This is a genomic window from Mucilaginibacter sp., from assembly GCF_025362475.1.
Classification (GTDB): Bacteria; Bacteroidota; Bacteroidia; order Sphingobacteriales; family Sphingobacteriaceae; genus Mucilaginibacter.
In genome coordinates, this window is the sequence record NZ_JANYGH010000007.1 from 1 (window position 1) to 18,293 (window position 18,293).

Here is an 18,293-nt window from a genome sequence, read left to right on the forward strand (position 1 = left end):
CCTCCGAAAGATGGTTGCTTCTACAGCATTTGCTACACGTTCAGGGTGGTCAGTTTGTCCCGGAATCCCCTGGTCAGTTTGCCCCGGAATTGGTGGTCAGCTTGCGCCGGAATCAGGTGGTCTGGTTCATCAGAATCTCCACTCTAATAACTTAACTATATCTGTTAATTCATTTTCATCAAAAATCACAAATCTTGATGAATCATTTTTGATGTTTTTCTTTTCGGATAGTGCCACTGGATTATCAGAAATTATTTTTTGTGTGACCAACGATTTAAAAAAAGTACTCAAATCCATTCGGTAACAATTGTATGATACTTTACCCCATTTCCTATCTTTTGCAGTAGTTTGTAAAAAATTATCAATATCCAGATACGTGAAGGAATTTGGTTTCCTATATAAAAACTGTTTAGCTGTTAGCCATTTCTTGAAGAAATCCATTAGATATGTGTTACTCTTTAAGGCTTTATCACCTATAGCTTCAAGTTTAGCAGCCTCAATACGGGTTTTCAGCCAGTATTCCATACATTCAGATATTGACGATAATGGTGTTATTGGTAAGTCGTTATAAGAATTGGTTACAGGGTTCCAACCACCGGAAAGTAAATCAGTTAAAGAATCAATTAATTCTTTAGCCTGTTTCTTTAGGGTTTTAACATCAGTGTACCTGTCCAGACCGACCGATTTTACAATTTTTTTCTTTTTGTTGGTATCAGGATTTAAATAATTGAAAAATACAAAGGGCTTATTATCTTTATCCCGGATAAATGGTATGTATAAATTGAACTCGATTTCTTCCCACGTTGAGACTAATATAGTCTGGCTTTTTTTCTCTTTCATTTTTTGTAAATTTATGATAATTAATAAAATTTTGTTCCCTGTTTCGTTCCCTACAACCTTAAAAAGTGCCTTAACGATATGAAAAACACACTATTTTGGTTAGTAAAAAGTGAGCCCGTAAAATATAGCTGGGAAAAATTTAATAAAGATGGACGTACCTTTTGGGATGGCGTACGTAACTACCAGGCCCGCAATAACTTAAAACTGATGCAGGAAGGCGACCTGGTGCTGTTTTACCATAGTAATGATGGTAAAGAAGTGGTAGGGGTAGCCAAAGTAGTAAAAGAGTTTTACCAGGATCCTACTACCGAAGACCCAAACTGGGTGGTAGTTGATCTTTCGCCGGTTGAAACGCTTAAAAAATCGGTAACTCTTGAGGTAATAAAAGCTGATGAGCAGCTAAAAGATGTTGGCCTGGTACGCCAGGGCCGCCTATCTGTGATGGCGCTTAAACGCGAGGAGTTTGACCGTATATTGGAACTGGGTAGTTAATGACCACCATATTTAAAATAGAGAGTTATATAAAAGCTGTTTTAATAACCGCCGTATTGCTTGCACCGCAGCTGGCAACGGCTCAATCACCCTTTGCGGGACTCGAAAACTTGTTTGCAGTTCCGCAAAATTATGTGGTAAAATACATTGCTAAGCCGCCGGTTATTGACGGGGATATTGACGATGCAATATGGCAACAGGCAAAATGGACAAGCGACTTTGTGGATATTGAGGGTGATTTGAAACCCAGGCCCCCATTGCAAACCAATGTAAAAATGCTTTGGGACGATCAATACCTTTACGTAGCCGCCCGTATTAATGATCCGCAGGTTTGGGCCACATTAAAAAATCATGATGATATCGTATATCACGATAATGATTTTGAGTTGTTTATTGATCCCTCAGCTACCACTCATAATTATTATGAAATTGAGGTGAATGCGCTGAACACTATTTTCGATCTGTTTTTAAATAAACCTTACCGTAACAACGGCGGCGGACTTATAGGATGGGATGCAAATGGGCTCCTATCGGCAGTAAAGGTGCAGGGTACGTTAAATAACACAGCTGATACCGATAAGGGCTGGACTGTAGAAATGGCTATTCCGTTTCGTGCTGTCACCATGGGGTTTAAATCTGCCCCACCCCAGCATGGAACTATATGGCGCGTTAATTTTTCGAGGGTGGAGTATGATACCAAAGTTGTAGATGGCCGCAACGTAAAACTTAAAGATTCACTCGGCCATGATCTGCCCGAGCATAATTGGGTATGGTCATCACAGGGCGAGATTAATATGCATAGTCCCGAGCATTGGGGATACCTGCTGTTTAGCAAACATGAGGCTGATGATGTGGTATTTACCATGCCTTATGCCGAGGAACAGAAGAAATACCTGTGGCTGGTGTATTACCGCGAAAAGTTATGGTACAAGCAACATCATGAGTATGCATCCTCTCTTGGTAAATTGGGTATAAAAGGCAAATATGATATTGCGGGGAATAGTAATAAACTAAATTTAGAAGCTACCAAAAGTCAGTTTGATGCTTCTGTAACGGATAAAAAGACTAACATAACCTATACCATAAACCAGGAAGGTTTCATAGAACAATTAAAACCGATACACCCATGAATAAGCGCCAATTTTTAAAAGCCGGTTTGTTGGCCGGCGTTGCTTCCCAATTACCTTTATTAAGCAATGCTGCTACGGTAAATACTCCGGTTGCAAAGAAAAAAGTAAAGAAAAACTGGATCTGGATAAACCCGAACCTGAAAGATGCAGACGAGGATTTGAAGGTCAACTATGCGGCTTATAAGGCAAAAGGGATAACCGGGATATTTTTTGAGAACGACAGTGAAAGGCATTTCCGGGCGGCTAAGGCAGCCGGAATAGAAGCTCACCGTTGGATATGGACCTTTAACCGCGCCGAGTTGCTTACCACGCATCCGGAATGGTATAGTAAAAACCGCAACGGCGATTCATGTGCCGATAAACCGCCCTACGTAACATACTACCGCTGGCTGTGCCCATCGCGCCCCGAGGTGCAGGATTACCTAACCAGTACCGTTGATAAGATATTGTCGCTGGATTACGTAGATGGTATTCACCTGGATTATGTGCGTTATTGCGATGTTGTGCTGCCGGTAAACCTTTGGGATAAATATAAAATTGAGCAGACCAGAGAACTGCCCGAATATGATTATTGCTATTGCGAGGTATGCCGGGCTAAATTTAAAGAGCAATACGGCCAGGATGTAAAAGCTATCCAATACCCGGATGCCAGTCTTTCCTGGCGGTTATTTAGGTATGGTAATATCATCAGGGTGGTAAACAGCATTTCGGCAATAGCTAAACAACATAAAAAAGCAATTACAGCGGCGGTTTTCCCAACCCCTGAGGTTGCGCGCCGCAATGTACGGCAAGACTGGACAAACTTTCACCTGGATGGTGTGTGCCCGATGATATACCACGGTTTTTATAAAGAAGGTGTAAGCTGGATAGGCGATGCCGTAGCCGAGGGCGTTCATTTCCTGGATGGAAAGTTTCCGTTATATGCAGGGTTGTATATTTCTGATTTTAAAAATGATGAAGAGGTGCGGGCCGGCATACAATACGCGTTGAAAAACGGTGCTGCCGGGATCTCATTTTTCGGCAGGGTAACACCGTCTATTTTAGATATCCTGCACGAGGAAACGAAGGGGTAGATGTGCAGATTTCAGATTTCAAATGTGCAGATGATGAATATACAGTAGCAGTAAGTTACTTCGCGATAACGGGAATAATTAAATTCAAATGAACAACAGAAATTTTAAAAACACTCCAATAGCCGAAGTAGGTCTGGGTACCTGGCAACTCGGTAGTGCTGATTGGGGGAATGTTAACGATGAAGACGCTTTTAACATATTAAAAGCTTACACCGATGCCGGCGGTAATTTTATTGATACAGCTGATGTATATGGCATGGGCGTAAGTGAATCGGTTATCGGTAAGTTTTTAAAAACTATTGATAAAGAAGTTTTTGTAGCCACAAAACTTGGCCGCAGGGGTGATGCCCCAAATGGCTGGCCACAAAATTTCACTTATGATGTGATGAAGCGGAACGTAGAAGATTCCCTAAAGCATTTAGATGTGCCGCAATTGTTTTTAGAACAACTGCATTGCATCCCAACGGATGAAATGAAGGCGGGTAAAGTGTTTGATCATTTGCGCAGCTTACAGCAGGAGGGGCTGATAACCCATTTTGGTGCCAGTGTAGAAACATCAGAGGAGGCTTTAATTTGCCTGGAGCAGGAGGGATTAGCATCCTTACAGATCATATTTAACTTGTTTAGGCAGCACGTAGCCGATGAGGTTTTTGCCAGGGCAAAAGAAAAAGGTGTTGCTATTATTGTTCGGGTGCCTTTAGCCAGCGGTTTATTATCGGGCAGGTTTAACGAGCAAACACAGTTTGCAGCAAATGACCATCGTAATTATAATGCCAACGGCGATGCCTTCAACACCGGCGAAACATTCTCGGGCATTGAGTTTAAAGAAGGGGTGAAGCTATCGCAAAAAATAAAAGGCTTGCTGCCAGATAACCGCATGCCGCAATGGGCAATCCGCTGGATCTTGGATCATCCGGAAGTGACCACGGTGATACCCGGTGCATCAAAAGTATCGCAGGTTAATAGTAACGTAGAAGCTTCTGCTTTGTCGCCATTGTCGGCTGATGTGCATCAGCATTTAAGAGAATTGTATGATGCAGAGATCTTTGGTAAAATAAGGGGGCATTTTTAAGAGAGGATTGTGCCTTCCCATAACATGTTTAAAAAACTTTTGTCATCCTGAGCGTAGCGAAGGATCTGTTAACAAACTTTACAGGGCGAAGAAGCATGGCGAATAACAGATCCTTCGCTACGCTCAAGGATGATGTTTTTGTTAACATAGTGCATTTAAAAAAAGCCTGTCACCCTGAGCCTGTCGAAGGGGCGCGCGCAGAGGCCTTTGCCCACATGCTTCGACAGGCTCAGCAGGACAGCCCTTTTTAAATGTCATTTTCCTTTCAGTGTCCCCGCGCTAGGATTTTAAAACGCAGGATGTTAAAAAATTTAACTTATCCCCTCAGCTTATCCAGCAGATCGCTGAGTTGGCCTGCTTCTTCGGGGCTCAAATTATCTTTAAGTACTTCACGGGTCTTAAATTCTTCATCCATTTTGGCCAGAGTTTCCAAACCAAGTTCGCTGATACGGATATCCACTGCGCGGCGGTCTTTATTGTTGGTGCAGCGCGAAACCAGTTCTTTTTGCATTAACCTGTCAACAATACGGCTGGCGTCAGACATTTTATCAATCATCCTCTCCTTCAGTAAATTGATTGTTGCCGGCTTAGGGTATTGACCCCTTAATATCCGCAGGATGTTAAATTGCTGCTGCGTAAGGTTATGCTTATCAAAATGACAGCGGAAAAAGTTGTTTAGCCAACCCGAAGTATAGGCAATATTAATAGCTACCTTATGATAGTTATCCTCAAACTTTGTACTTTGTATTTCGTCGTCTATCCGCATAATAGTTTTAATGACTAAAGTGCAAATATCTTTATTTATTTTTAAATTGTTGTTACCTCAAATGAGCTATCGATATTCGCTTAGTTTATATTCTTTGTATCCGCCTTGTTGTCAGGTGTTTTAGGCTTGCCGTAATCCCAGGGACAGTGCAGGCATTTGTTTTTGCAGCAATAGCCCCGGGTAAGGTGATATTGCTTTGTGAAAACAAAGTTACCATCCTCGTTTATGTAGTAATCAACCCCCTCCTGCAACATTAGTTGAGAATTTTTACAAATATCTGGTTATTGAAATGATTTTTTAAATGCTTGCCATCGCCATGCAGGGTCCATACCTGTTTGGGTTGAGTGCGGGCTATGGTTTCCAGGATGTCGTTCCAATCCACATGGTCGGATATGAACAGGGTATCCTGGTTGTTTACCTGCAGATTTTTCCAGCCCGAGGCAAACAGGCGTTTTACACCGGTAGCCCTGATGTAGCTATCAAACGTAAATGGCGGTACAATGTACACAAACTCGTCCTGTACCTTCATCAGCTTACGGCCATACATCTGATATTTACCCGGATGGAATCCCATCTTTTCGTAAATGGCATTAATGGGCATGATTTTATGATGCACCAAGATCTTTTTCTGCGGCGCGTGCTCGGTTATTAAATTGATGAGCCTTTGGCTTTTACCCAGGCCATAGGCACCCAGCAGGATATTGCTTTTAATAGCGTTTATTTTTTTGATCTCTTCAACCGGATCGGGATGAATTACAGCCGGATCGGCAAAGGTGCTTTCGGTGATCAGTACATCTGTAGTTACCCATTCTATAGGTTCACAGGTGGCATCGGGTTGCAGTTTATAGTCGCCGGTGTACAGGTAGCGGGTACCATCATATTCCATTAACACCTGGGCCGAACCCAGCATGTGGCCGGCCGGTATCAGGGTTATTTTTACATTGCCAACATTAAACGGTTCATTAAAAGGGATAATATTGAAAACTTTGGCCGCTGTGCGGTCGTACCGTAACTGCATAACAGATGCCGTAGCCCTTGTGCAAAAAACTTCGTTGTTACCACTTATGGCATGGTCTGCATGGGCATGGGTTATTACCGCGGTTTTTGCGGGTAATTTAGGGTCGAGATAAAAATCGCCGTATTTGCAATACAGGCCTTTATCATCTATCAGTACAAAATCATCAAGTATCATATATATAGGCTAAAAGCCGAATGCGTAAAGCAAAAAGCTAAGATTTGTTTATTGGGATAGCTTTCGGTTGATTTAATTATTAATGTACCAGGTTTAAACTTTTAGCCATTGCTAAATATTTATTGTGCAACGCAAGCACCTGCGGAATTACCAGTTGATGATCATCATTTATAATGATGTCATCGGCCATGTTTTTCTTTTCTTCTTCGGAGATCTGGCGGGCCTCGCGGCTTTCAACTTCGGTACGTAAAATGCCATCGCGCTGCATTACACGTGCAATACGTACATCAAGCGGGGCGGTAACCACTATGGTGCGTTGGCATGTTTTATAGGAGCCACTTTCAAATAATATGGCGGCTTCCCTAATGATATAGGGTGCGCCTTTGGCCTTTGCTTCCAGGTTATCAAAAGCTCTGAAAACTGCGGGGTGTACCAGCGCGTTTAATTTCTGTAATTGGGTGCTGTTATTAAAAACAATGCCAGCAATATGTTTGCGGTTAAGTGAGCCATCCTCAAAATAAGATTCGGAGCCAAAGGATTGTTTGATAGCATCAACCAGGATGGTATCGGTAACCATCACGTTTTTGGCTTCGTCATCAGCGTAAAAAACCGGGATCCCTAAAAGTTCAAAAACTTTGGCTACGGTGGTTTTACCGCTGCCTATATTACCTGTTAAACCTATTTTAAGCATTATTTTTTAATGATAAAATCAATATTAGCCGGGTTTACCTTCACTATTTTACAAAACGGGGGGAAACGGGTTAGCTGTACAGGCAGGGTTGAATAGCCATGATCGCGCCAGAGGTCCAGATCGGCAGTGGCTTCAAACAGGTCTTCGGTCATGTCCTTGTATCGGTTCAGTGAAGTTGTAAAAGTGACCTTAACCTTTTGCGGAAAAACCTTAACGTTATCAAAATGATGGTTATTGATTAGCTTAACCGGAATATCCAGCGTTTTTTCGGTGAACTCATCAACTGGGATAATTACCTGTACAGTTTTAGGGTAGATGTTTAAATTGCCTTCATTAACCGCCTGTAAATTTACACGGGTAGCTATGGTTTCATTAACATCAGCTGCCTGTATAGAATCGGTTTTCCAGGCACTGATTTTTTGCAGGCGATCCGCCGGGCCGCTTACGGTTATATAAGCCGGTTTTATAGTTACATTGCCCGATACTGCAAACTGTTTTTGGTACTTGATGTTCATCATGGCCTGTACAGGTACTTTCCTGGTTAAGCGGTTGCTGAAATCAAAATATAAGGTATCAGGATCAATAATAGTAATCTGCTGGTTGGCCTCCCGCTTGTTGTTAATCTGTTTAAGCTGGGTGCTTAACACCACATAATTGCGGGTCTCTAACGAAGCCAGATCCACCGTAATCGGCTTGCTTTCGGGTTTCATCCTCGAAAACAGCATCTGCCAGCCCGTACCCTGTATAGTAGCTTTAATAGTATCGGCCTGTAAGGAATGAAATGCGCGTTTTTGAGGAGCGTTTTTATAAGCTATAGTTTCATCAACAGTATATGGCAAAGGGCTTGAGAGCGTAGTAAATATCCATGCAATAACAGCCAGCCCCAGGCAGGTAAAAAATGCCGAAAGCCGTCGCCGTTCTGTTGTGGATAATTTTACTATAGCCATTTTTTTGGATCAAGGATTTTTGGATCAAGGATCAAGGATTTCTGGATCAAAGATCAAAGATTTTTGGATCAAGGATTTTGGATAACGGCTTAATAGTCAAAGACTTTTTTAAAAGCATAAAGGCGAAAGTTTAAGGTAAAATTACCGGTCATCTTTCGCCTTTTAAGGTTTTTAGTCTTTTGTCTTTCAGTCCTTATTCCTTGCTCCTTACATCCTTGCTCATAAAAGCTTAAGCTTTTACTACTGCAGGTGTATTTAATGCTTTTGAAGCATCTAAAGATATTGCTGATTTATCAAAACGGATCTTACCATTTTCAACTTCAACCAAAAATGTGGTATCATTAAGATCGATGATACGACCATGGATGCCGGCTGTAGTAACTACTTTGTCGCCTTTTTTTAGTTCATCCACATATTTCTTTTGATCTTTTTGCTTTTTAACCTGTGGGCGGATCATGAAAAAGTAAAATACCACTATAATTAATACCATTGGTATTAACATACCGTAACCACTTGAACCACCTGCCGGTGCCTGTAATAAAATAGTTGCTATCATTGTTTAAATTAATTGAATTATTTAGTTAAAACTTCGCCTATAAGGTGCACCATAGTTTGGGCAGGCACTGTATTGGCTGTAACTGTAATTTGCTTGTCTTGTAAACCGCTTTTACCGGCGCTGTTAAAAGTTACTTGTATTAAAGCACTTTCGCCTGGTTTAACGGGTGTTTTAGGCCACTGAGGTATAGTACATCCACATGTAGCATGCGCTTCTGAAATAATCAATGGCGATTTACCGGTGTTGGTGAATTTAAAATCGTAATTAACCTTATCACCCTGTTTAATTTTACCAAAATCATGACTGTCTTTTTCAAATTTCATGACTGGCGCGTTGGCTGCATTGGCGGTAGTAGTTGCCGCGCTGTCTGCAGCCGCGGTTTGGCCACTGCCTTTTGATTGATTACAGGCCGATAATAACAAACCTGCGGCTATTAAGCTTAAAAATAATTTCTTCATTTGGATGCTCTGCAATGTGGTTATTCTATTAATCCCCGGCCTATTTTACGTACTTTATTTTCGGCCTTAAGGTCTATCAAAATCTTGTCTAAGATACCGTTTATAAATGAATTACTCTTAGGTGTGCTAAACTCCTTTGAAATTTCAAGGTACTCGTTAATAGTTACTTTTACCGGGATAGATGTAAAGTTAATAAACTCGGTAATGGCCATCTTCATCAGCAGGGTATCCATCATCGCAATACGATCTGGTTCCCAGTTGGTAGTTTTGGCGGCTATCAGTTCCTGGTAAGGGCTATCAAAACGGATGCTTTTTTCAAACAGATCAACCACAAATTCGCGGTCTTCTACCCAGTTACCTGTAATTTCGGCCAGGTGATTTTGTTTGTAATCGTCGCTTGAAAAGTTTTTGAAAGTTTTGGCTATCAAAGCCTGCAATACATCACGATCAACCGGCCAAAAAATAAATTTATCTTCAAAAACCTGCTCGGCCAGTGATGATTTTAAAATTACTTTTTTGAAAATGAATTTGATGATGTCCTTGTCCGTTTGGATGGTATCGTCGGTTTTTGCCAGGTAAGCAATATACTCGGGCGAATTTTTAAGAATGGTGAACAACGATTTAGCCAGTTCTGGCTCAAACTGCCACTCTACTTTATATTTTTTTAAAGCGATGAGGTAGTCCCGGTTGTCATTTAAGGAGAGGATAAACCTGTTGCCAAGTATTTTAACGTCAGCATTCAAGTCTTCGGCGGAGGGTAAATATTTGTTGGCTCTTTCTTCCTTGTCGTTTGCCGCATAATTAACCACTTCGGATATTAATGATAACATCCAGATATACATTTCAAAAACCTGGTCGATACTGTGCAACATGTTTTTTTCATGGTGATTGATCTCCCTTGTATCTGACGAGTGGAACGCGTACAGTGCCTGTAATACTTTTACCCTTAGGTGCCTTCTGTTTAACATGTGTAAGAACGATTTGGTGAGCCATCAGGCTCACAGTTTAAATTATAATTAATATGATGATTTTACTTTTTTAATATCAGCTATCCGTCTTTCGGCTATCTTATTTGCCGCATCAATAGTTGAAATGTTTTCGAGTTTCGAAAGCTTTAAAATGTTACGCGTGACCTCGTAAATGTTTTCGGTAAGCTGCATGGTTCGTTTTTTACTAAAACCCTTTAACTCAGAATAGCAGTTGATGATACCACCTGCATTGATCACATAGTCCGGCGCAAACATAATGCCTTTATCCAGCAGCATTTCGCCATGCACGCTTTCATCCAGGAGCTGGTTATTGGCCGACCCTGCAATAATGCTGCATTTTAATTTGTTAATAGTTTCGCTATTTACGGTGCCACCCAACGCGCAGGGCGCATATATATCGGCATCTATATCAAATATACTATTATTTGATATAGCTTCAGCACCATATTTTTTTGCAATTTGCCCAATGCGTTCTTCCTGAATATCGCTGATGTAAACTTTAACGTTTTCATCTCTGAGCAGGCGCACCAGGTGCTCGCCCACATGGCCTACACCCTGTACAATTACCGATTTTCCGGTAAGGGTATCAGTACCAAACTGTTCTTTAACACATGCTTTAATACCCATCAAAACCCCTTGTGCCGCAACCGGGGATGGGTCGCCGCTACCGCCAATACTTTCCGGGATACCGGTAACAAACTCCGTTTCCATACGGATGTATTCCATATCGCGCGGGCTGGTGCCCACATCTTCTGATGTGATGAACTCGCCGTTAAGGTTTTTAATAAAGCGGCCAAACTTGCGCATCAACGCCTCCGTTTTATCCTTGCGCGAATCGCCGAGGATAACCGAATAGCCACCGCCCATGTTAAGCCCGGCAATAGCACATTTATAGGTCATGCTTTTTGACAGGCGCAACACATCATTCAGGGCATCAGCCTCTGATTTATAATTCCACATGCGTGTACTGCCAAAAGCAGGACCGAGTGTAGTATCATGAATAGCTATGATGGCTTTTAAGCCTGTATCCGGATCGCTGCAAAAAACAACCTTTGTATGACCGAATGTTTCGAGCTGGCCGAATATGGATTGTGATGGTAGTTGGACGGACATTGGATATGGCAGTAAATGTTTTTAAGGCGGTACAAAAGTAGCTGTTTTTTTTTGACTGACAAAGTTAATAAGACTGAAAGTAGTTAGCTCAAAGTCATAACTTAGATAAGGAACGTTAGTAAGGCAGCTATTTAACGGTAAAAATTGACCTTTAAAAAGGCCCGTCATATTGAATCCGCCGAAGGCATCCGGGCAGAGGGCTTTAACCGAGTGATGCTTTTACAGACCGGGGTAACAGCCCGGTTTAGAAGGCTGTATCAAATTGGCCGATATACCAAACGCAGTGCACGGCTCAAAACCATACAGCCCTTGTGTTTTGTAAGGGTGAGGGTGATAATCGTCGCAATATCACCCTTAAATTGTCTGTAATAGCCCCCTGCAATAAAAATATTTAATTTTAGGTTTGTATAGCAAAACCCTTCACCACATAAACCAAGCTGTATGTTACTCCAAAACAAAAATGCAATTATATATGGCGCAGGCGGCTCTTTGGGCAGTGCAGTTGCCAAAGCATTGGCCGCCGCAGGTGCCAGGGTATTTTTAACCGGTCGCAATGCTGGCCCGGTACAAAAAGTAGCAGATGAGATTATTGCCCATGGCGGGCTTGCCGAAGTAGATGAAGTGGATGCCCTGGATGAAAAAGCGATCAACGATCATATAAATAGCGTTGTGCAGCAAGTTGGTACGGTAGATATCTCTTTTAATGCTGTTGGGGTTGATGTTGTGCAGGGCATCCCCCTGGTTGATATGCCGGCAGATGACTTCATGAGCCCGGTAACCAATATGCTACAAACCCGGTTTTTGACCGCTACGGCGGCTGGCCGGGTAATGATGCCCCAACACTCGGGCGTTATTCTGTCGCTTACCGCAACGCCCGGAGGAATAGGTTACCCATATACAGGCGGCTTTGCGGCGGCATGTTGCGCTGTAGAAAGTTTTTCGCGGAACCTGGCCGCAGAGTTGGGCGTTTACGGGGTGAGGGTGGTAAATATCCGGTCTGGAGGTTCGCCCGATTCGAAAGTATTTGCGGATGCGATTGCCGCCCAACCCGAAGTAATGGCGCAGGTTCTTCGCCAAATGAAAGCCGACACCATGCTGAAAGAACTGCCATTGATGGAAGATATAGCCAATACCGCCGTGTTCCTTGCATCAGCTATGGCCGGCAAAATAACAGGAGTTACTATTGATGTAACCAGCGGCACGACAGCCGGGTTAAATTATAGGGTGGAACGGGTGGTGACTGATAAATAATCAATCGGCTAAGCATATCGGACGACTCACCCCGACCAGACTTCGCCGGTCGGCCCTCTCTTCAACTTCGTTGAAAAGAGGGCAAAACAGTTTTTTGATCAGAATTTTTAAATCCCCTCTATGCGCGAAGCGGAGAGAGGGGTGATAAGCGCAGCGATGTCGGGGTGAGTCGTCTGCGCACTGCAATCAAATATTCAATATAATAATAGATAACTATTAAAACTTATTCGCCATGAAAATAGTAAGAGTACAATACACCACCACAGCGCAATTTGCCGCAACAAACCAGCAAAACATTGCCGGCATTGTTGCCGAGTTAAAACAGCTTAACCATCCCGGTATAAAATATGGTGCCTGGTTACTGCCCGATGGCAAAACCTTTATGCACTTTGATCAGCTGGAAAACGAAGAAGCCCACCAGGTACTTACCTCCCTTCAATCATTCAAAAAATTTGACGAGGAACTTTGGGCAAGCCAGCTTGAAGTAGAACCGGTATTGAAGTTGTTAACCTTAGTGGCATCAACAGAGGAGTATTTTGGGTAGATAAGAATGCCCCTGTACTAAAGACGACCAGTCAAGATTTTACGCCAATACTGTTTTTTGTTTGATATCGATAGTTACGAAGGTATTTGGTATGCTAAAGACGTGATGCTTTATAATTTAGCGCGTATTAAATTATAAAGTATCTATATTTAGTGTAATAAACCTTTACAACAATTGATGAAAACTTATACCATTAAAGCAACAAACGGAATATCATTAAATGAACTATATAAAGGTTTAAATGAGGGTGCAAAAATTGTAATTTATGGTTATTGCATTTCGATTCTTGCTTTAACTTTCAGACTTATATCTCCCCCGTATTTTATAAGGCCCGGCGAACGGATATCCAAGTATCGATTGCGTTACAATATTCTTTCATTGATTTTTGGTTGGTGGGGATTTCCATGGGGGGCCTATTTATACTGTCGATATGATAAAGATCAACTTTAAAAATGGCGGTGGAATTGATGTTACTGAAGAAATAACAAGTAAGATGACGGAAAAATATAGCTCCTTTAATAAAGATGAAATATTTGTGGAAGGTATTACTGTTGATTTTGATGAAAAGGAACTAACCAGGTGATCTTCGGCGCGTCTTAGCATGTCGAACCTGAAGTACAACAAAAAAACAGAGTTGCGCTCTCTTATATCAGTCTGACATTTAAAGCTTTTTTTCATGAAATTCCCAATGCGTAAAATTCATTTATGTATTTCCATTTTATTTAAGCACATTTAGCGTTAAATACTGCCGCTTAACCATAACGGCATCATTAACCTGATTAAACCCAATTTTACCATTTATAATTATCACAAATTAAATGAATGCTTCGCCTGCTTATCCTGATTCAAAAAAACATTATCCAATTTTAGATGGCTTGCGTGGGGTTGCCGCGCTGCTGGTGGTGGCTTTCCACGTTTTAGAAACCTATTCGGGTAACCGTTTTAACCAGATCATTAATCATGGCTATCTGGCGGTCGATTTCTTTTTCTTGCTGTCGGGTTTTGTGGTGGCTTATGCTTATGATGATCGATGGGGAAAAATGAGCCAGTGGGATTTTTACAAACGCCGGCTAATCAGGCTGCAACCCATGGTTATTGTGGGTACTATTATTGGCGCCTTGCTTTTTTATTTCCAGGCAAGCCCGGTGTTTCCGCTGATAGCCGGTACGCCGGTTTGGAAGTTGCTGTTGGTGATGGTGGTTGGTTTTACAATGATTCCCTTGCCTATATCGATGGATATACGGGGCTGGCAGGAAATGCATCCACTGGATGGTCCGGCATGGTCGCTGTTTTTTGAATACATTGCCAACATCATGTACGCACTGTTTTTTCGCAAAGTTTCGCAAAAGGTGCTTGCGGTATTGGTGGTTATATTTGCCGGTTTACTTGTGCGCTATTTGGTAATGGGCCCGCAGGGGGATGTTATCGGCGGCTGGAGTATTGATAAAACTCAGCTTAATATTGGTTTTTTACGTATGCTTTACCCGTTTTTTGCCGGGATCCTGCTTTCGCGTATGGGCAAGCTGATTCGTATCAAAGGCGCTTTTACCGTATGTAGCCTGTTGATAGCCCTTGTTTTATTTATACCCAGGATTGGCGGTACCGAACATTTGTGGATGAACGGGTTGTATGAGTCGTTTGCTATTATTCTGATGTTTCCGCTGATTGTTGCCATTGGTGCCGGAGGCCACATAGACGGTAAGTTTTCGGCCAAGGTGTGCCGGTTTTTTGGCGATATATCATACCCGATTTATATTACGCATTACCCGCTGATATACCTTTATACAGGTTGGGTTTCAAAAAATAAGGTACCCATGGAGTATGGTATTTGGTTTGGCCTGCTTTTGTTTGTGGTTAGCATTGTCATTGCTTACGCCTCGCTAAAATTATATGACGAACCCGTTAGAAAATGGCTTGCGAAACGCTTTTTGGCGAAAAAAACAGTAGAGGCAAATATTGTAGCTTAACTGTAACTACCGGGGGCCCGCGGGCGTCTTTGCGGTATATTTAATAGTTTGATCATGAAAGCACCTCATTTGTTTTTCCGCATCTGTTTTTTTGTAATGTTTATTGCTGTTGGTTTTACCGCTAAGGCCCAAACCACAGCTTTTAAACCGAAGGACCCTGCGCTGTTTAAAACCATTGCCCGTATGGATAGCGTAATGTTTAACGCTTTTAATAACCGTAATATGGATGTGCTTAAAACCTTATTTGCCGCCGATGTGGAGTTTTATAATGATGGCAAAGGCGTTACCGGTTACGCTGCCACTATGGCCGGTTTTAAAGGGATTTTTGAAAATAAACAAGCGGCCGATCTGCGGCGTGACCTATTGCCCGAAAGCCTGGAAGTTTACCCTATGCCCGGCTTCGGAGCTATTGAAATGGGAACCCATCGTTTTACCCATACCGAAAACGGCTAGCCGGTGATAGGTGTCATGAAATTTGTACACATCTGGCAATATAAGGATGGCCAATGGAAAGTGACACGCGTTGTAAGTGTTGGGCATTGATGGGGCTGGCGCGGCCTGGTAAACTTTAACATGCTGCTTTTGCCGTAGCCGGCAACAAGATATAACACTCATGCAAAAACGGGCGTTAAATTATTTACATCCGTCAGACCTTTACCCTCGAACAATCCTCCCAAATTTTAATACTTTTGATCTGACGGATTTTCGGACTTGCCGGATTTTCGACTTTCGGACTAAAACATGAAAGACCTCGCGTACCTCAATAAGTTTTTTTACAAATACCGCTGGCGATTAATTCCGGGTGTGATGTTTGTAATTATATCCAATATTTTTGGTGTGCTGCCCGCGCAGGTTATCCGCGTAGCTTTTGATTTGGTTACCGAAAATATTGGCGCTTACCAGCTTTTTGCCGGCTTTAACCGTCAAAGTATGATCTATGATATTTTTGGCAGCAGCCTGATGCTTTTTGGCGCGCTGGTATTAGTGCTGGCGCTGTTGCGGGGGCTGTTTCTTTTTTTTATGCGACAAACCATCATCCTCATGTCGCGCCATATTGAGTATGATCTGAAGAACGAAATTTATAATCATTACCAGCTCCTGTCGCTTGCTTTTTACCGCCGTCACAACACCGGCGATTTGATGAACCGTGTTACCGAAGATGTAAGCCGGGTACGCATGTACCTGGGCCCGGGTATTATGTACACCATTAACACGGTGGTGCTATTTATTTTGGTGATATACGCCATGCTTACGGTAAATATAAGGCTGGCCATTTTTTCGGTATTGCCATTGCCTATACTGGCGGGTATTATTTACTACGTAAATAATATAATCAATTACCGCAGCGAGCAAATCCAGGAGCGGTTATCGGGTCTGTCCAGCTTTGTACAGGAAAATATTTCGGGTATCAGGGTCATCAAGTCATACGTGCGCGAAGGCTTTGTGCGCAAAAACTTCGCTGCCGAAAGCGAGAATTATAAAACTCATTCCATGGCTTTGGCCAGGGTGCAGGCTATGTTTTATCCTATTATGTTATTGCTGGTAGGTTTAAGTAACGTAATTACCATGTACGTAGGCGGGGTTGAGGTAATGAAAGGGAATATTACATCGGGTAACATTGCCGAGTTTATTGTGTATTTAAACATGCTTACTTTCCCGGTTATCTCACTTGGTTGGGTAACCTCACTTATCCAACGCGCGGCGGCTTCACAAAAACGAATCAATGAGTTTTTGCAACAGGAACCAGAGATTATGTCTGCTGATGGGGTGGTGCATACCATTAAAGGCGCGCTTGAGTTTAATAATGTGTCATTTACTTACCCGGATACCGGGATACAGGCCTTAAAAAATGTTTCGTTTAAAGTTGATCCGGGGCAAATGGTGGCCATTATTGGCCGTACAGGTTCGGGCAAATCAACCATTGCCAATTTGGTAATGCGCATGTATGATACTACCGACGGCGAAATAACTGCTGATAATATCCCCCTGAAGCAATTTAACCTGGAAGGTTACCGGTCGCAAATTGGTTTTGTGCCGCAGGAGGTTTTCCTGTTCTCGGATACCATAGCCAATAATATTGCCTTTAGTGCCGATGTGCTTGATTTGCCGGTTGTGGAGCAGGCCGCGAAAGATGCCGCTGTTTATAACAATATTATAGAGCTTGAGCATGGCTTTACCACCCTGATTGGCGAGCGTGGTGTTACACTATCCGGCGGCCAAAAGCAGCGGGTATCTATAGCACGAGCAATTTTTAAGCATCCGCAGATATTGATTTTTGATGACTGCCTCTCGGCAGTTGATACCCGTACCGAGGAGGAGATCTTGAATAACCTGGGCCGGGTAATGCAGGGTAAAACCAGTATCATTATCTCGCACCGGATATCGACGATAAAAAACGCCGATAAGATACTGGTAATGGACAAGGGCCAAATTGTTGAGCATGGCAACCATGAATACCTGATGCAGCTTAAAGGTACCTATTTTGACCTGTACGAAAAGCAATTGCTTGAAGAAGAGCAGGACGCGTAAACCAGGAAAATCGCTAAAAAAATCTCCATTTTGCCCTGTTTCTTAACATTTATTTGCGAAAATATTCGGTGCAAAAGTGTTTAAAAATCGGGTAAATTGAATCTCTAAACTGTAATAAATTTAACTTCAACACAAGTAAAGTGCCATTTTGTTTTAAAATGTGTAATAAAGTTGAATAAAATACTTGCTGTTTGAATTTTTATTTATATTTATGCCAACCAAAACTAATTACGGGTATATTCATATGGGAGATTTTGACAATAGAGAGCGGGAAGAGGTATTTTCAAAGAAGGTGAGAGCCGGGAAGAGAACATATTTTTTTGATGTAAAGGCAACCAGATCAAACGATTACTATGTTACTATAACAGAGAGCAAGAAACGTTTGGAGGACGGTGTGTTTATTAAACACAAGATTTTTTTATACAAAGAGGATTTTGAAAAATTTGCCGAAGGCTTAAAAGATACAGTTGACTATATAAAGGCTAACCAGGACGTTGTTGAAAAACGTTACGAATACAGCGAGAACTCTGAAGTTGCAAAAACATCTGCTGATGAGGATTTCTCATTCGAGATATAAGGCCGAACAACCACTAAACTATATTATTACAAGAAAACCCTGCTTTTGGCGGGGTTTTTCATTTTGTATAATAAGTAATACCAGTTCCTGATTCACATAGGTGCCT

At 42.1% G+C, this 18,293-nt stretch carries 21 protein-coding genes; 11 read left to right on the forward strand and 10 right to left on the reverse strand.

Annotated elements, in window-relative coordinates; all coding sequences use genetic code 11:
* Positions 1 to 129: 129 nt before the first annotated feature.
* Positions 130 to 840 (reverse strand): hypothetical protein, encoded by a 711-nt coding sequence (locus Q0R88_RS03115; RefSeq protein WP_295712114.1) that lies wholly within the window; start codon positions 838 to 840, stop codon positions 130 to 132.
* Positions 841 to 918: 78 nt separating this feature from the next.
* Here Q0R88_RS03115 and Q0R88_RS03120 point away from each other — a divergent pair, with 78 nt between their 5' ends.
* The 4 genes from Q0R88_RS03120 (at position 919) to Q0R88_RS03135 (ending at position 4,607) form a co-directional block, all read left to right on the forward strand.
* Complete coding sequence (locus tag Q0R88_RS03120) at positions 919 to 1,332, forward strand: EVE domain-containing protein (protein ID WP_295712117.1); 414 nt, start codon at positions 919 to 921, stop codon at positions 1,330 to 1,332.
* Positions 1,332 to 2,462 carry a carbohydrate-binding family 9-like protein gene (locus Q0R88_RS03125; protein WP_295712120.1) on the forward strand — a complete coding sequence of 377 codons (1,131 nt, stop codon included), beginning with the start codon at positions 1,332 to 1,334 and terminating at the stop codon, positions 2,460 to 2,462. Before Q0R88_RS03120 ends, Q0R88_RS03125 begins: the two co-directional genes overlap by 1 nt.
* On the forward strand, positions 2,459 to 3,535 hold the full coding sequence (locus Q0R88_RS03130; protein ID WP_295712123.1) for a family 10 glycosylhydrolase: 1,077 nt from the start codon (positions 2,459 to 2,461) through the stop codon (positions 3,533 to 3,535). The genes Q0R88_RS03125 and Q0R88_RS03130 overlap by 4 nt, the downstream gene beginning before the upstream one ends.
* An 88-nt stretch (positions 3,536 to 3,623) precedes the next feature.
* Entirely contained in the window at positions 3,624 to 4,607 is a 984-nt protein-coding gene (locus Q0R88_RS03135) for an aldo/keto reductase (protein ID WP_295712127.1), read from the forward strand.
* Positions 4,608 to 4,923: 316 nt separating this feature from the next.
* Here the strand turns inward: Q0R88_RS03135 and Q0R88_RS03140 are convergent, their stop codons facing one another.
* From Q0R88_RS03140 to Q0R88_RS03180, 9 genes are all read right to left on the reverse strand, one after another.
* Positions 4,924 to 5,373: a MarR family transcriptional regulator gene (locus Q0R88_RS03140; protein ID WP_295712130.1), complete on the reverse strand. Its 450-nt coding sequence runs from the start codon at positions 5,371 to 5,373 to the stop codon at positions 4,924 to 4,926.
* Between the two features lie 80 nt (positions 5,374 to 5,453).
* Positions 5,454 to 5,627, reverse strand: a complete 174-nt coding sequence (locus tag Q0R88_RS03145) for a DUF5522 domain-containing protein (RefSeq protein ID WP_295712132.1) — start codon at positions 5,625 to 5,627, stop codon at positions 5,454 to 5,456.
* Positions 5,627 to 6,565 (reverse strand): MBL fold metallo-hydrolase, encoded by a 939-nt coding sequence (locus tag Q0R88_RS03150; protein WP_295712135.1) that lies wholly within the window; start codon positions 6,563 to 6,565, stop codon positions 5,627 to 5,629. The genes Q0R88_RS03145 and Q0R88_RS03150 overlap by 1 nt, the downstream gene beginning before the upstream one ends.
* Before the next feature lie 79 nt (positions 6,566 to 6,644).
* Positions 6,645 to 7,256, reverse strand: coding sequence for a dephospho-CoA kinase (gene coaE / locus Q0R88_RS03155; protein WP_295712138.1), 612 nt, complete (start codon positions 7,254 to 7,256; stop codon positions 6,645 to 6,647).
* Entirely contained in the window at positions 7,256 to 8,203 is a 948-nt protein-coding gene (locus tag Q0R88_RS03160; protein ID WP_295712141.1) for a YbbR-like domain-containing protein, read from the reverse strand. The genes coaE and Q0R88_RS03160 overlap by 1 nt, the downstream gene beginning before the upstream one ends.
* Before the next feature lie 229 nt (positions 8,204 to 8,432).
* A complete protein-coding gene (gene yajC / locus Q0R88_RS03165; protein ID WP_295712144.1) occupies positions 8,433 to 8,759 on the reverse strand; it encodes a preprotein translocase subunit YajC in 327 nt (108 codons plus the stop codon).
* A gap of 17 nt (positions 8,760 to 8,776) precedes the next feature.
* Complete coding sequence (locus Q0R88_RS03170) at positions 8,777 to 9,217, reverse strand: DUF1573 domain-containing protein (protein ID WP_295712145.1); 441 nt, start codon at positions 9,215 to 9,217, stop codon at positions 8,777 to 8,779.
* A gap of 20 nt (positions 9,218 to 9,237) precedes the next feature.
* The gene (locus Q0R88_RS03175; protein WP_295712148.1) at positions 9,238 to 10,185 is read right to left on the reverse strand and encodes a transcription antitermination protein NusB; all 948 of its coding nucleotides are present in this window, start codon (positions 10,183 to 10,185) and stop codon (positions 9,238 to 9,240) included.
* A gap of 48 nt (positions 10,186 to 10,233) precedes the next feature.
* A complete protein-coding gene (locus Q0R88_RS03180; protein WP_295712151.1) occupies positions 10,234 to 11,319 on the reverse strand; it encodes a Glu/Leu/Phe/Val dehydrogenase in 1,086 nt (361 codons plus the stop codon).
* A gap of 441 nt (positions 11,320 to 11,760) precedes the next feature.
* On the opposite strand from Q0R88_RS03180, the gene Q0R88_RS03185 reads away from it, so the two are divergent.
* From Q0R88_RS03185 to Q0R88_RS03215, 7 genes are all read left to right on the forward strand, one after another.
* A complete protein-coding gene (locus tag Q0R88_RS03185; RefSeq protein ID WP_295712154.1) occupies positions 11,761 to 12,570 on the forward strand; it encodes an SDR family oxidoreductase in 810 nt (269 codons plus the stop codon).
* A 232-nt stretch (positions 12,571 to 12,802) separates the two neighbouring features.
* Positions 12,803 to 13,114, forward strand: a complete 312-nt coding sequence (locus tag Q0R88_RS03190) for a hypothetical protein (RefSeq protein WP_295712157.1) — start codon at positions 12,803 to 12,805, stop codon at positions 13,112 to 13,114.
* Positions 13,115 to 13,544: 430 nt separating this feature from the next.
* Positions 13,545 to 13,697 (forward strand): hypothetical protein, encoded by a 153-nt coding sequence (locus Q0R88_RS03195; RefSeq protein ID WP_295712160.1) that lies wholly within the window; start codon positions 13,545 to 13,547, stop codon positions 13,695 to 13,697.
* 235 nt (positions 13,698 to 13,932) lie between these two features.
* On the forward strand, positions 13,933 to 15,081 hold the full coding sequence (locus Q0R88_RS03200) for an acyltransferase (protein WP_295712164.1): 1,149 nt from the start codon (positions 13,933 to 13,935) through the stop codon (positions 15,079 to 15,081).
* A gap of 54 nt (positions 15,082 to 15,135) precedes the next feature.
* Entirely contained in the window at positions 15,136 to 15,534 is a 399-nt protein-coding gene (locus Q0R88_RS03205) for a nuclear transport factor 2 family protein (RefSeq protein ID WP_295712167.1), read from the forward strand.
* Between the two features lie 288 nt (positions 15,535 to 15,822).
* A complete protein-coding gene (locus Q0R88_RS03210) occupies positions 15,823 to 17,610 on the forward strand; it encodes an ABC transporter ATP-binding protein (RefSeq protein ID WP_295712170.1) in 1,788 nt (595 codons plus the stop codon).
* A 244-nt stretch (positions 17,611 to 17,854) separates the two neighbouring features.
* A complete protein-coding gene (locus tag Q0R88_RS03215) occupies positions 17,855 to 18,187 on the forward strand; it encodes a DUF3276 family protein (RefSeq protein ID WP_295712463.1) in 333 nt (110 codons plus the stop codon).
* Positions 18,188 to 18,293: the final 106 nt, after the last annotated feature.

Bases quoted from the DNA above. Each gene is read 5' to 3' on its own strand.
- Q0R88_RS03115 (WP_295712114.1), bottom strand. From the start codon at position 840: ATGAAAGAGAAAAAAAGCCAGACTATATTAGTCTCAACGTGGGAAGAA.
- Q0R88_RS03120 (WP_295712117.1), top strand. From the start codon at position 919: ATGAAAAACACACTATTTTGGTTAGTAAAAAGTGAGCCCGTAAAATAT.
- Q0R88_RS03125 (WP_295712120.1), top strand. From the start codon at position 1,332: ATGACCACCATATTTAAAATAGAGAGTTATATAAAAGCTGTTTTAATA.
- Q0R88_RS03130 (WP_295712123.1), top strand. From the start codon at position 2,459: ATGAATAAGCGCCAATTTTTAAAAGCCGGTTTGTTGGCCGGCGTTGCT.
- Q0R88_RS03135 (WP_295712127.1), top strand. From the start codon at position 3,624: ATGAACAACAGAAATTTTAAAAACACTCCAATAGCCGAAGTAGGTCTG.
- Q0R88_RS03140 (WP_295712130.1), bottom strand. From the start codon at position 5,373: ATGCGGATAGACGACGAAATACAAAGTACAAAGTTTGAGGATAACTAT.
- Q0R88_RS03145 (WP_295712132.1), bottom strand. From the start codon at position 5,627: ATGTTGCAGGAGGGGGTTGATTACTACATAAACGAGGATGGTAACTTT.
- Q0R88_RS03150 (WP_295712135.1), bottom strand. From the start codon at position 6,565: ATGATACTTGATGATTTTGTACTGATAGATGATAAAGGCCTGTATTGC.
- coaE (WP_295712138.1), bottom strand. From the start codon at position 7,256: ATGCTTAAAATAGGTTTAACAGGTAATATAGGCAGCGGTAAAACCACC.
- Q0R88_RS03160 (WP_295712141.1), bottom strand. From the start codon at position 8,203: ATGGCTATAGTAAAATTATCCACAACAGAACGGCGACGGCTTTCGGCA.
- yajC (WP_295712144.1), bottom strand. From the start codon at position 8,759: ATGATAGCAACTATTTTATTACAGGCACCGGCAGGTGGTTCAAGTGGT.
- Q0R88_RS03170 (WP_295712145.1), bottom strand. From the start codon at position 9,217: ATGAAGAAATTATTTTTAAGCTTAATAGCCGCAGGTTTGTTATTATCG.
- Q0R88_RS03175 (WP_295712148.1), bottom strand. From the start codon at position 10,185: ATGTTAAACAGAAGGCACCTAAGGGTAAAAGTATTACAGGCACTGTAC.
- Q0R88_RS03180 (WP_295712151.1), bottom strand. From the start codon at position 11,319: ATGTCCGTCCAACTACCATCACAATCCATATTCGGCCAGCTCGAAACA.
- Q0R88_RS03185 (WP_295712154.1), top strand. From the start codon at position 11,761: ATGTTACTCCAAAACAAAAATGCAATTATATATGGCGCAGGCGGCTCT.
- Q0R88_RS03190 (WP_295712157.1), top strand. From the start codon at position 12,803: ATGAAAATAGTAAGAGTACAATACACCACCACAGCGCAATTTGCCGCA.
- Q0R88_RS03195 (WP_295712160.1), top strand. From the start codon at position 13,545: ATGATAAAGATCAACTTTAAAAATGGCGGTGGAATTGATGTTACTGAA.
- Q0R88_RS03200 (WP_295712164.1), top strand. From the start codon at position 13,933: ATGAATGCTTCGCCTGCTTATCCTGATTCAAAAAAACATTATCCAATT.
- Q0R88_RS03205 (WP_295712167.1), top strand. From the start codon at position 15,136: ATGAAAGCACCTCATTTGTTTTTCCGCATCTGTTTTTTTGTAATGTTT.
- Q0R88_RS03210 (WP_295712170.1), top strand. From the start codon at position 15,823: ATGAAAGACCTCGCGTACCTCAATAAGTTTTTTTACAAATACCGCTGG.
- Q0R88_RS03215 (WP_295712463.1), top strand. From the start codon at position 17,855: ATGGGAGATTTTGACAATAGAGAGCGGGAAGAGGTATTTTCAAAGAAG.